Raw genomic sequence first — 12,822 nt, forward strand, 5'->3', positions numbered from 1 at the left:
CCGGTCATGCCTTGCGATGCAAGCGGTGTGCCTCAGAATTCCTGCCAGTCATCGCCCTCGGCCAGCGCCGGTTCGGGCGTGGAATGGGCGACGGTGGGACGGAATGCCGGCTTGGCGGCGACCGGCGCCGGCTTGCTGGCGGCAGGCTTGGCGGCACTGGCCGTGGCGCGCGTGTCCAGCTTGAACACCGAGACGCTTTCGGACAGCGCGCCGGCCTGTTCTTCCATCGAGCGGGCGGCGGCGGAGGCTTCTTCCACCAGCGCGGCGTTCTGCTGGGTGGTCTCGTCCATCTGGGTGATGGTCTGGTTGACCTGCTCGATGCCGGCCGACTGTTCCTGCGAGGCCGCGGAGATCTCGGCCATGATGTCGGTCACGCGCTGCACGCTGGCGACGATCTCGCCCATCGTGGCGCCGGCCTGGTTCACCAGCTTGGAACCGTCGGCGACCTTGTCCACCGAGTTCTCGATCAGGCCCTTGATCTCCTTGGCCGCATTGGCCGACCGCTGGGCCAGCGTGCGGACTTCGGAGGCGACCACGGCGAAGCCGCGGCCCTGCTCGCCGGCACGGGCGGCTTCCACCGCCGCATTCAAGGCCAGGATGTTGGTCTGGAAGGCGATGCCGTCGATGACCGAGATGATCTCGGCGATCTTCTTGGACGACTGCTCGATGTCGCGCATGGTGGTGACCACCTTGCCGACGACTTCACCGCCCTGCGAGGCGACACCGGCGGCACCGATGGCCAGCTGGTTGGCCTGGCGGGCCGATTCGGCGTTCTGGCGCACGGTGGAGGTCAGTTCCTCCATGGAGGCAGCGGTTTCTTCCAGGTTGGCGGCCTGCTGTTCGGTGCGGCGCGACAGGTCCGAGTTGCCCGACGCGATCTCGCCGGCAGCGGTGTTGATGCTGGTCGAAGCGTCCTGGATGCGGCCGACGATGTCGGTCAGCTGGGCGACGGTGGCATTGGCGTCGTCGCGCATGCTGGCGAACACGCCATGGAAGTCGCCTTCCATGCGGGCGGTCAGGTCGCCGCGGGCGATGGCCTGCAGCAGTTCGGACACCTCGGCCAGGTTGCCGTCGGTGGTCTCCATCAGCTGGTTCAGGCCATCGATCATGTCGCGGAAGTCGTACTGGTACTTGTCCAGGTCGCCGCGCTGGGCGAAGTCGCCCAGGGCGGCGGCCGTCGCCAGGCGCTTGATCTCGGCATTGATCGCCGACAGGTTGGCCTTGGTGGCATCCATCGTTTCGGTCAGGTTGGCCTTTTCGCCCGGCAGCTTGGGCATGTCCAGGCTCAGGTCGCCGACGGAGTAGCGCTGCATGATCTTCAGCGCGTCGCCGATGGCCTGCAGGTGCGAGGCCACCAGGGCGTTGGTGTCGCGCACCATGCGTCCGTACTCGCCGGGGAACTGGCTGTCGTCCATGCGGTAGCTGATGGTGCCTTCGTCGTGGCGCGCGGCCATCTCGCTCTGGGCGGAAATGACGGACTGCACCTGCGTCTGCATGCGCTGCATGGCGGCCAGCAGCTGCCCGACTTCATCCTGGCGGGACGTGTCGATCTTGCCGTCGAGCTTGCCGGCGGAGACGTCGTTGGCGACGCGCACGGCCTCGCCGACCGACTTGGCGATGGCGCGGGCGAAGAACCAGGCCAGCGCCAGGCCGCCGACGATGCCGGCCAGCAGCATGATGACCAGCAGCGTGCTGCTGGCGGTAAAGGTGCTTTCGGCGTCGGCATTGGCCTGCTGCGCCTGGTGATCCACTTCCGCGATCAGCTCGGTCAGCGAGCCGGTCGCCTTGGTGTGCAGGTCTCGCGTGGTGCCGATGAAGGTGTCCACGGCGTCGTCCGCCAGGTCCAGCTCCAGCATTTCATTCACGTCGTTGTACGACTGCATCGCCGCCGCCCAGTCCTTGACGAAGCGCTCATAGAGCTGCTTTTCCTTGGCGGTGGTGATCAGGGGGCGGTAGTCCTTGATGCCCTGGTCGATCTGCGCCTTGATCTTGCCGGCACGCACCTTGGCTTCTTCCTTGACGGCTGCGCTCGCACGCACGTGGCTGCGGTACGACGCACTGCGGTATTCACCCACCTGGCTGCGCAGTTCCGCGGCGGCCTGCACGCTGGGCAGCACGCTGTCCGTCACCTGCGTGGTGGCGCCGTTCAACGAGTTCAGGCCGACGAAGGCGGTCACGCCCTGGATCAGCATCAGGGCCAGTACGACGCCGAACGCCAGCATCATCTTCGTCGTCAGTTTGAGGTTCTTCATCCGCTGCATGGGATTCTTTTCCTTTACCAGGGCGCGCGCCGCGCCACTCACAAGTGCGACCGGGAGAAGGCGGGGCGCAGGGCCCCGCCGTGGCAATGCATCAGCGGATGGTTGCCAGCTTCAGGTTGGACGGTGAGCTGACCACGATTTCCGCACGCGCGGCATCGCGCTGGATGTTGCCGATCACGCACACGTCCTTGCCTTCCAGCGTTTCCGGGGCGGGCTTGAACTTGGCGCGGGCATCGCCGGGGATGCGGGCGGTGAAGGTGTGGCGCGGGAAGTTGCCGCCCATGTACAGGAAGGTCGGCGTGCCTTCCGAGTTCTCGGCGAAGCGGGCCTTGCCCACGGTGCCGCAGACGGTGCCGGCCTTGCCCGCGAAGCGCACGGCCATGTCGGCCGGGATGGCGTTGTCGATCTGCGACTGGCCGGTGGCCGGCGAGGCCGGCATCAGCAGGGCGGCACCGACGGTGGCGATGGACAGGGTCAGGATGGACGCGATTTTCATTCCAGTGTCTCCGGGTTTGATCTGGGAAGGGGTAAAGGCTCGTTGCCTGAGATCGGCGGCGCGGCGCGGAACTTGAGTGCGGCAGGGACGTCAGTGAGCGGTCGCATGTCCGAGTGGGATATCCATCACAGTTCCGGTCCCGACAGATTGGCTATCGACGGCAATCGCTGCGTTGGAGTCAGGCGGGCATCGCCGTTGCAACCGCGATGTCGTCCCGCATCACGCTGTCGCAGTGCTGCGCCAGCCAGATTTCCAGCTCGGCGGCGGGCAGCGGCGGCGAGAACAGGTAGCCCTGCAACACGGGGAAGCGCTGCTCGGTCAGGAAGCGGTGCTGCGATTCGGTTTCCACGCCTTCCGCCACGACCTTCATGCCCAGGCTTTCGCCGATGCGCAGCACCGAGGTGGTCAGCGTGCGGGCGATCGCGCTGGTGTCGATGTCGCGCACGAAGCTCTGGTCCAGCTTGAGTTCGTGGATGGGCAGGCGGTGCAGGTGGCTGAGGCTGGAATAGCCGGTGCCGAAGTCATCCAGCGACAGGCGCACGCCCAGCACGTAGATCGCCTCTATGTTCTCCAGCACGTCCGGATCCGGGTCGAGCATGACGCTCTCGGTGATCTCCAGCGTCAGGTCGTTCGGGGTCAGGCCGTAGGCGTCCAGCAGGTCGGAAATCTGCAGCGACAGTTCTGGATCGCGGAAGTTGATCGCCGAAATATTCACCGACACGCGGGGTACGTCGATGCCGCGGTGCCGCCAGTCGGCCATCTGCGCGCAGGCCTGGCGCAACACCCACAGGCTCAGTTCGGAGATCAGGCCGCATTCTTCCGCCACCGGCACGAAGCGCGCGGGCGGGATCACGCCCAGGTCGGGGTGGTGCCAGCGCAGCAGCGATTCCACGCCGTACAGATGGTTGCCGCCATGGCCGCCGACCTGCGGCTGGTAGTGCAGTTGCAGCTGGTTGATGCGCAGCGCCTCGCGCAGCGCCGTTTCCAGCGACACGCGTTCCTGGGCGAGGCGGTTCATGTCGACGCTGAAGAAGCGGAAGTCGCCGCCGCCGTCGCTCTTGGCGCGGTACATCGCCATGTCGGCGTGGCGCACCAGCAGGTCGATGTCACGGCCGTCGTCGGGGAACATGGCCACGCCGATGCTGGCGCTGGGGTGCAGCGTCATCAGCCCGGCGGCGGTCGGCGCGGCCAGCGCACCGAGCAGGCGTTCGGCCACGCTGCCGGCTTGTTCCGCACTGCACATGGGCAGCACCGCGACGAATTCGTCGCCAGCCTGGCGGCCCACGATGTTGACCCCGCCCAGTTCCTCGCTGAGGCGTGCGGCCACATCGCGCAGCAGGCCGTCGCCCGCCGCATGGCCCTGCGCGTCGTTGATGCGCTTGAATCGGTCCAAATCAATGAAGAGCACAGCGGCGGTGCCGTTGGCCTGGGCCACGTTCGCCAAGGCCTGTTCGGCCTTCGCGCTGAACATGATGCGGTTGGGCAGCCCGGTGAGGGTGTCGTAGAAGGCCAGCTGGTGCACGCGCTCGTTGGTCTGCTCGCGTTCCAGCGTCAGTGCGCAGAGGTGCAGGCAGGTGTCGGCCAGCTTGGCATGCAGTTCGTCGGGGCCACGGTTCTCGCGGAAGTAGAACGACAGCGTGCCCAGCACGCGTCCGCTGCTGGACTTGATGGGATGGGTCCAGCAGGCGCGCAGGCCGAGCGGCAGGGTCAGGTGGCGCGTGCCCGCACACAGCGGATCGGTCGCGATGTCCTTCACCAGCACGGGACGGCCGCGCCACGCCGCCGCCCCGCAGGCGCCGGCGCGCGGGCCGATGGCCATGCCTTCGACCTTGCGGAACCAGGCGTCGGGCAGGCTGGGCGACGCCAGCGGCCGCATCAGCCCTTCGTTGTCCACGGTGATGATGGAGACGGTGAGCTCCGGCGCGATGTGTTCCACCTCGCGGCAGATCAGCGTCATCACGTCGGCCACGCTCCACTCGTGCACCAGCGCGTCCAGCACCTTGTTGTGCAGCACCTGGTGCATCTTGGTCTGGGTGATGTCGCTCAGCACGCTGACCAGGCCCAGCAGCACGCCGTCCTCGTCGTGCACCGGATTGATGGCCGCCGACAGCCACAGCGGCCGGCCCACCTTGCTGTAGAGCAGCACTTCGGTCTGCAGGCCTTCGCCCGCGGAGATGGCGCGGTCGATGCGGTCGTTAAGGGTGGGGTCGGTGTGCGCGCCCGAAAGCAGTTGCGCCGGCTTCATGCCGCGCAGTTCCTCCAGCTTGTAGCCCAGCATGCGGGTGAAGCCGCTGTTGACGTAGACCACCTCGCGGTCGGCGGAGCTGACGAAGATCGCGTTGTCGCTCTTGTCCACCACGATCGACAGCTGGCGCAGGCGTTCCAGCTGCCGCTGCTGCTCGCTGGTGTCGCGGATGAAGGCGGTATGGAAGACCTGGTTGCCCAGCACCACCTTTGACATCGACACCGAGCCGGCCACCTGGCTGCCGTCGGTGCGGTGGATCACCACGTCGCGGTTGCTGCCCAGCAGCTGGGCAAGCGAGGCTTCCGGATCGCCTTCGGCGCCCGGCGCCGTGCACGACATCAGTTTCAGGAACGGGGTGCCGTGCACCTCTTCGCGACGGCACTTCCACAGCGCTTCCGCCGCCGGGTTGAACAGGACCACGCGGTGGCGGCTGTCCAGCACCATCGCGGCGTCCACCGACTGTTCCAGCACATGCCAGAGGGTGTCGTGGCCCGCCTCCGGTGCCGGCGCAGCCGGGGGAGACGTGTCAGCCGGCGTGACGGCAGGACGCAGCGACGTCAGGGTGCGCCTGAGCATGCGACGTCCTTTGCCGGAAGGGCTGATCGGGGGCTGGCTTCAATGGTGGCGTGCAGTACGGCGGTCATCGTGGGCCAGTGGGAGTGCCTTAGGGACTCATATCGGCCGGCATCCGGGTTACTTGAAGGCCGGAATGGCGGGCGGGCATGCAGGGCTGGCGGGAACGTCCGGGGCCGGATGGCCGGCCCCGGACGCGCCGGTCAGAACTCCTGCCAGTCGCCGTCGGCGAGGGCGGGTTCGGGCTTGCGGGCGGCCGGCTTGCGCGCGGTGGCCTTGGGCGCCGCTGCCCTGGCCGGCGCGGTGGCGATGGCCTGGCTGATCGCCTGGCGCACCGGGGCCGCATGCCCGTTGTCCAGCTTGAACACCGACACGCTCTGCGTCAGTGCACCCGCCTGTTCTTCCATCGAACGCGCAGCGGCCGTGGCTTCCTCCACCAGCGCGGCGTTCTGCTGGGTGGTCTCGTCCATCTGGGTGATGGTCTGGTTGACCTGCTCGATGCCGGCCGACTGTTCCTGCGAGGCCGCCGAGATCTCGGCCATGATGTCGGTCACGCGCTGTACGCTGGCGACGATCTCGCCCATGGTCGTGCCGGCCTGGTTGACCAGGGCCGAGCCATCGGCCACGCGGTCCACCGAGTTCTCGATCAGGCCCTTGATCTCCTTGGCCGCGTTGGCGCTGCGCTGGGCCAGCGTGCGCACTTCGGAAGCGACCACGGCGAAGCCGCGGCCCTGTTCGCCGGCACGCGCCGCTTCCACTGCCGCATTCAAGGCCAGGATGTTGGTCTGGAACGCGATGCCGTCGATGACCGAGATGATCTCGGCGATCTTCTTGGACGACTGCTCGATGTCGCGCATCGTGGTAACCACCTTGTCGACGACTTCGCCACCCTGCGAGGCGACACCGGCAGCGCCGATGGCCAGCTGGTTGGCCTGGCGAGCGGACTCGGCGTTCTGGCGCACGGTGGAAGTCAGTTCCTCCATCGAGGCAGCGGTCTCTTCCAGGTTGGCGGCCTGCTGTTCGGTACGGCGCGACAGGTCGTTGTTGCCGGAGGCGATCTCGCCGGCGGCGGTGTTGATGCTGATGGCGGCCATCTGGATGCCGCCGACGATCTCGGTCAGCTGGGCGACGGTGGCATTGGCATCGTCGCGCATGCTGGCGAACACGCCATGGAAGTCGCCTTCCATGCGGGCGGTCAGGTCGCCGGCCGCGATCGCGCGCAGCAGGGCGGACAGCTGCGCCAGGTTGCTGTCGCTGATGGTCATCATCGCGTTCAGGCCCTGCACCATCTGGCGGAAGTCGTGCTGGAAGCGGGCTTCGTCGCCGCGGGCGCTGAAATCGCCGGCCGCCGCGGCCTGCGCCAGGCGCTTGATCTCGGCATTGATGGCCAGCAGGCTCTGCTTGGCCGCGTCCATCGCTTCATGCAGGAACGCGCGCGTGCCCGGCAGGCGGCGCGCATCCTGGCTGAGGTCGCCGTTGGCGTAGCGTTCCAGGATGCCGATGGCATCGCGGAAGGCGTCCAGGTGCTCGAACATCATGGTGTTGATGCCACCCGCCAGCTCGCCGTACACGCCGGGGAAATCCTCCGGCATGCGGTGGGTGATATCCTCGGCTTCGTGCACGCGGATCATCTGGTGCGTCTCCTGCGAGAACCGCTCCAGCATGTGCACCATTTCGTCGGTGGCTTTGAGCATCTGGCCGACTTCGTCGAGGCCGTGGTGGCCGGTGCGCACGCTCAGGTCGCCGCGCGAGACGCCGCGGATCGCGGACAGGGCGCGCGCCACGGGCACCAGCACCGACTGGCCGATCACCCAGCCGATCACCATGCTCAACAGCACCAGCAGGCCGCCGGCGATGGTCATGATGAAGGTGAACTGCAGGGCCTGCGCCTGGGTGTCGTCGATGTAGACGCCGGTGCCGATCACCCAGCCCCATGGCTGGTAGAGCGCGGCGTAGGAGGTCTTCGGCACGGGGGCATCTTCGCCGGCCTTGGCCCAGCTGTAGTCGACATGGCCACCGCCATCGCGCGCCACGCGGACGAATTCCGGGAAGATGCGCTTGCCGTCCGGGCTCAGCACGTCGTTGAGCGGCTTGCCGATCAGGTCAGGGCGGGTGGGGTGCATCAGCATGACCGGCGCTTCGTCGGTGACGAAGAAGTAGTCCACGCCCTTGTTCGCCTGCATCGAGGCGAGGGTGGCGAGCGCGCGTTCCTTCGCCTGCGCCTCGTCCAGCGCGCCACTTGCCGCCTGTTTCGCGTAGCCGTCGATCACGCCCAGCGCCATTTCCGTCTGCGCCTTCAGGCCGGCCTGGCGCGTCCCGGTCAGGTCGAGGTACTGGATGCGGGCAGCCACCACGGCCAATGCCACCGTACCGGCGGCTACCAGGGCGGTCTGGATGAGGAACTTGCGCTTGAGCGGAAGGTTGGAGAGCAGGGCGGCAATCTTGGCGTTGAACGTCATGGCGGGATCTCTGGCGACAGGTGGGGCCTGTGCATGCGGAATGGGGCGGATTGCCCTCATGGGTAATAGCGGCCGTGGGCGGCCGAATTTCAGTGGTTTTCTTGCCCTTACGACCAAAGATGCGGGGGATACGCCGCGGCGCCGCGCACGAAAAAGGGACCGGAGGCCTTGCGGCCTGCGGTCCCTGGAGAACACGTGCGCGCCGCGAAGGCGATGCGTCAGGCGGCGGCCTGTTCCGGCAGCGGCTGGCCCAGGTCGGCGCTGTCGATCAGCGTCTCGATGTCCAGCAGGATCAGCATGCGGTCGTCCACCGTGCCGATGCCGGAGATGAAACGCGTGTCGACGCTGGCACCGAATTCCGGCGTCGGGCGGATCTGTTCGGCGGCCAGTGCGATCACGTCGGACACGCTGTCCACCACGATGCCGACCACGCGGTCTTCCACGTTCAGCACGATCATCACGGTGAAGGCGTCGTAGCGGGCTTCCTTCAGGCGCAGCTTCAGACGCAGGTCGATGACCGGCACGATGGTGCCGCGCAGGTTGATGACGCCCTTGATGTAGTCGGGTGCGTCCGGCAGGCGGGTGACGGAATCGTAGCCGCGGATCTCCTGCACCTTCAGGATGTCCACGCCGTAATGTTCCTCGCCCAGCGTGAAGCTGAGGAACTCGTCGGGGGTGGCCACGGCTTGGGTTTTCTTGTCGCTCATTCGGAAGGCTCCTGTCGCAGCCGGTAGAAGTATCGGGTGGGTTCCGGGGCCGGAACCCGTCAAGGCTTACATCGGCCCCGGGAGGGGTTTCTTTAACGGCTCAGGACGGCTGCCGCAGCGGAGCGCGACCGGCGGCCGGTTGCCCTGCGATGCGGGTCACACGTTCGCGGACCAGCGCCTCGACCGCGCCATCCGCGGGCAGGCGGAACGCGGACACCGCGTCGGCCAGGGCCATGGCCTGTTCTTCCATCGAACGTGCAGCGGCCGTGGCTTCTTCCACCAGCGCGGCGTTCTGCTGGGTGGTCTCGTCCATCTGGGTGATGGTCTGGTTGACCTGCTCGATGCCGGCCGACTGTTCCTGCGAGGCCGCCGAGATCTCGGCCATGATGTCGGTCACGCGCTGCACGCTGGCGACGATCTCGCCCATCGTGGCGCCGGCCTGGTTCACCAGCTTGGAACCATCCGCGACCTTGTCCACCGAGTTCTCGATCAGGCCCTTGATCTCCTTGGCCGCATTGGCCGACCGCTGGGCCAGGGTGCGGACTTCGGAGGCGACCACGGCGAAGCCGCGGCCCTGCTCGCCGGCACGGGCGGCTTCCACCGCCGCATTCAAGGCCAGGATGTTGGTCTGGAACGCGATGCCGTCGATGACCGAGATGATCTCGGCGATCTTCTTGGAGGACTGCTCGATGTCGCGCATGGTGGTGACCACCTGGCCGACGACTTCGCCGCCCTGCGAGGCGACGCCCGCGGCACCGATGGCCAGCTGGTTGGCCTGGCGGGCCGATTCGGCGTTCTGGCGCACGGTGGAGGTCAGTTCCTCCATCGAGGCGGCGGTCTCTTCCAGGTTGGCCGCCTGCTGTTCGGTACGGCGGGACAGGTCGTTGTTGCCTGCGGCGATCTCGCCGGCCGACGTGTTGATGCTGGTCGAAGCGCCCTGGATGCGGCCGACGATGTCGGTCAGCTGGGCGACGGTGGCATTGGCATCGTCGCGCATGCTGGCGAACACACCATGGAAGTCACCGTCCATCCGCGCCGTCAGGTCGCCCTGCGACAGCGACTTCAGCACGTGCGACACCTGGTCCACGCTGCCGGCGATGGTGCCCAGCAGCGTATTCAGCTGCTCCGACAGTCCCAGCACGAAGCCCTGCTTGCCCTGCGTGCCGATGCGGCCGGACAGGTCGCCGGCCGACGCGGCCTGCACGATGCGGGTGACTTCCTGTTCCACGTTGACTTCGGCGGTACGGTCGGCCCATTCGACCACGTAGCCCGCACGCTGGCCGTCGGCGTCGATCACCGGATTGATGATCAGCTGCATGATGTGGCCGCCCACGGTGATCTGCGCGCGGTGCGTGCCTTTCAGCTGGGCCAGCATCTTCGACTGGTGCTCGGGCTTCTTGTGGAAGATGTCGATGTTGCTGCCGATCATGGCCGCCACGCTGAAGGCGGGCAGGTCGCGGCGGATGTCCTGTTCCACGTCGGCCAGCATCTTCAGCAGGGGACGGTTGGCGTACAGGATGTTGCGGTCGGCGTCGGCGATCATCACATGGGTGGTGACGTCGTCCAGCGCGGTGCGGATGCGCAGGCTTTCCCGGGCGACGGCTTCGTCGCGGGCGGTGCGTTCGCGCAGGTTGGCCTGCATGCGATGCATCGCGCCCAGCAGGTCGCCGATCTCGTCCTTCCGGTCCACCCGGATCGTCGTGGCCAGGTTGCCGGAAGCCACTTCGTCGGCAATGGAGACGGCCACCTTCAACGGCTGGGCAACCAGGCGGCGCACGCCCAGCCACGCCAGCACGGAGATCACGCACAGGGCCAGCAGCGAGAGCAGCGTGATATGGGTGGCAAGCTTGTCGGTTGCCGCGGTAATGGCCGAGCGGGGTTCCACGGCCACCAGCGCCCATTTCCACGGCGCGAAACGCTTCACGGCGACCAGCGCAGCGACGGGCTCGTCACCGGCACGCGGCGCGACCCGCAGCTCCTCGTGGCCGTTGTCCTTCGCCAGCAGGGCCTTCATGGCCGGCACGGAGGCGGCATCCACCACATCGGCATACGCCTTGTCCTGGCTGGCGGGATGCACGGCCAGCTTGCCGTTCTGTTCGCCATCGGCCAGGTCCACCACGAAGAAGTAGCCTTCCTTGCCCAGGCGCGTCTGCCGCAGTTTGTCCTTCAGCGCGGCCAGGCCGTCGCTGTAGTTCTGGCCCACGAACAGGATGCCGACGGTCTTGCCCTCGGCATCCTGCAGCGGCTCGTAGTGCGTCATGTAGTCACGCCCGAACAGGCGCGCGCGGCCGGTGTACGGCTTGTCCTGCAGGATCAGCGCATACGCCGGGTGTGCGTGATCCAGCACGGTCCCGATGACGCGCTCGTCCTTCGCGTTGCGCAGCGAGGTGGAGGCGCGGATGAACTCGTCGCCGCTGCGCACGAACAGCGTGGCGACCACGCCGGTGGTGGCGGTGAAACGGTCCACGGTGGTGAAGTCGAGATTGACCAGCTGCCTGTCGAAGCGGAGCTCGGGCACCTCGAATTCGCCGATCAGGGTGGTGCGCGCGGGATCGACCGACACGTCGCCCTCGGGCAGGGCGGCGCGGAAGCTGCCGGCCATCTTCTGGGTGGCTTCGGTCAGCGTGCTGTCGTACAGCGCCACGGACTCCAGCATCACCTGGGCGGCGACGTCGAGATCGGCGAGCGCGCGCTCCTCGATGGCCTGGGTGGACTGGCGCTGTACCACGACAGCCAGGACCGCCAGCACCACGGCGACGGAGACGGTGACCAGCAAGGCGAGCTTGCTGCCGAGGGAGAGGCGGGAAAGACGGTTCATCGGAGCGGTGTCCTGGCGTTCGACAGACGGAAGGGCTGGCACTTGTATCGGCGCCCGCGCCGGGATGTTGAGGAAACGTGAAGGCGCGCCGACGGACGGCGGCAGGGCCTCAGGCCGCGCCGCGTTCGCGTGCGCTGCGCTGGCGCTCCAGGCGGAAGATGTAGCGCTGGATCAGCGCGTCGGCGCCACGCGGCAGCTGGGTGAACTGGCAGCCGGCACGCCAGCTTTCGGTGCCGTTCTGGTTGAGCTGCCGGTGCAGGCTCTTGACCATCAGCCGTACGCTGAGCGCACCGGTCTCGGGCAGGTGCAGCAGGCAGTCCGGGAATTCCTTGTACGGGCGCAGCGTCGGGTTCTCCGCCTGCACGGCCAGGGCGACGCCGCCGCCACTGATGTCCAGCACGCGGTAGTGCTGGTAGGTGGTCTCCCCATCCGGGTGGTGCTGGGGAATGCTGCAGTCGATCGCCTGCGTGACCGGCACCTGCAGGCGGTAGAACTCGCGGCGCTGCAGCCGCAGCACGCTTTCGGGGAGCGGCGCGCGGAACGTGGTCTGCCCGTCCATCTGCATGCGTTGCAGCGACTGCAGACGGAACTGCACGTGGACGCGGTCAAGCCGCGACACACAGGTCAGGTGGCTGGCTTCCTCGACGTTGCGGTTGATCGCTTCGTTGGCACTGCCGTCGATCAGCACCATGTCCTCGTCCTCGTCCACGCTGATCAGCGAGGTGGGGAACGCATGGTTGCGCGGCATCGCGTTGGCGGTGACCAGCGCACGGCGATCGATCAGCGCCTGCAGTATCTGCCGGATCTCGTGCACGCCGTGCACCAGATACTTTTCCTCTTCCTCGTACCGGACAGGGTCAGCCAGGTCGAAGTCGGTGGGCTCGGTCATACGGGCGGCGATCAGACGTCAGGCCTTGGAAAAGGCGTCACAGGCTGTATCGGCGCGCGTCGCATCAACTTTAGCGACGGGCGGGGGCGTGTCGCGGGTGGCCGGGTGCAGGGTGTTGGCCGAGGGGGTCTGGTCGGTCCACCTCTTCTCACACCAAGGGTCAACGTTGGATCTTTTCGGGTCTCTCTTCTCACACTAAGGCCCAACGTTGGATGTTTTTTGGTCTCTCTTCTCTCATTCAGGCCCAGCGTTGGATGTTTTTCGGTCTCTCTTCTCTCATTCAGGCCCAACGTTCCCTGTTTTTGGGTGTCTCTTCTCTCATTGAGCTCCAACGTTGACCCTTTGAGGTCCAACGCCGGACCTTTTTCGGTGTC

General features: G+C 67.1%; 7 protein-coding genes. All 7 read right to left on the reverse strand.

Annotation, left to right across the window (positions count from 1 at the left end; genetic code table 11):
- Positions 1-32: 32 nt before the first annotated feature.
- On the reverse strand, positions 33-2,261 hold the full coding sequence (locus OVA13_RS03275) for a methyl-accepting chemotaxis protein (RefSeq protein WP_324288262.1): 2,229 nt from the start codon (positions 2,259-2,261) through the stop codon (positions 33-35).
- 91 nt (positions 2,262-2,352) lie between these two features.
- Positions 2,353-2,757 (reverse strand): hypothetical protein, encoded by a 405-nt coding sequence (locus OVA13_RS03285; protein ID WP_267792390.1) that lies wholly within the window; start codon positions 2,755-2,757, stop codon positions 2,353-2,355.
- Positions 2,758-2,935: 178 nt separating this feature from the next.
- Entirely contained in the window at positions 2,936-5,578 is a 2,643-nt protein-coding gene (locus OVA13_RS03290; RefSeq protein ID WP_267792391.1) for an EAL domain-containing protein, read from the reverse strand.
- 200 nt (positions 5,579-5,778) lie between these two features.
- Positions 5,779-8,034, reverse strand: a complete 2,256-nt coding sequence (locus OVA13_RS03295) for a methyl-accepting chemotaxis protein (protein WP_267792392.1) — start codon at positions 8,032-8,034, stop codon at positions 5,779-5,781.
- Positions 8,035-8,252: 218 nt separating this feature from the next.
- Positions 8,253-8,741, reverse strand: coding sequence for a chemotaxis protein CheW (locus tag OVA13_RS03300; protein ID WP_267792393.1), 489 nt, complete (start codon positions 8,739-8,741; stop codon positions 8,253-8,255).
- A gap of 100 nt (positions 8,742-8,841) precedes the next feature.
- Positions 8,842-11,559: a methyl-accepting chemotaxis protein gene (locus tag OVA13_RS03305; RefSeq protein ID WP_267792394.1), complete on the reverse strand. Its 2,718-nt coding sequence runs from the start codon at positions 11,557-11,559 to the stop codon at positions 8,842-8,844.
- A 109-nt stretch (positions 11,560-11,668) separates the two neighbouring features.
- Positions 11,669-12,448, reverse strand: a complete 780-nt coding sequence (locus OVA13_RS03310) for a flagellar brake protein (RefSeq protein ID WP_267792395.1) — start codon at positions 12,446-12,448, stop codon at positions 11,669-11,671.
- Positions 12,449-12,822: the final 374 nt, after the last annotated feature.

The sequence above is a fragment of the Pseudoxanthomonas sp. SL93 genome (assembly GCF_026625825.1).
Lineage (GTDB): Bacteria > Pseudomonadota > Gammaproteobacteria > Xanthomonadales > Xanthomonadaceae > Pseudoxanthomonas_A.

What these genes read in the sequence shown, in the direction of transcription:
- OVA13_RS03275 (WP_324288262.1), bottom strand. Translation starts at nt 2,261, where the DNA reads ATGCAGCGGATGAAGAACCTCAAACTGACGACGAAGATGATGCTGGCG.
- OVA13_RS03285 (WP_267792390.1), bottom strand. Translation starts at nt 2,757, where the DNA reads ATGAAAATCGCGTCCATCCTGACCCTGTCCATCGCCACCGTCGGTGCC.
- OVA13_RS03290 (WP_267792391.1), bottom strand. Translation starts at nt 5,578, where the DNA reads ATGCTCAGGCGCACCCTGACGTCGCTGCGTCCTGCCGTCACGCCGGCT.
- OVA13_RS03295 (WP_267792392.1), bottom strand. Translation starts at nt 8,034, where the DNA reads ATGACGTTCAACGCCAAGATTGCCGCCCTGCTCTCCAACCTTCCGCTC.
- OVA13_RS03300 (WP_267792393.1), bottom strand. Translation starts at nt 8,741, where the DNA reads ATGAGCGACAAGAAAACCCAAGCCGTGGCCACCCCCGACGAGTTCCTC.
- OVA13_RS03305 (WP_267792394.1), bottom strand. Translation starts at nt 11,559, where the DNA reads ATGAACCGTCTTTCCCGCCTCTCCCTCGGCAGCAAGCTCGCCTTGCTG.
- OVA13_RS03310 (WP_267792395.1), bottom strand. Translation starts at nt 12,448, where the DNA reads ATGACCGAGCCCACCGACTTCGACCTGGCTGACCCTGTCCGGTACGAG.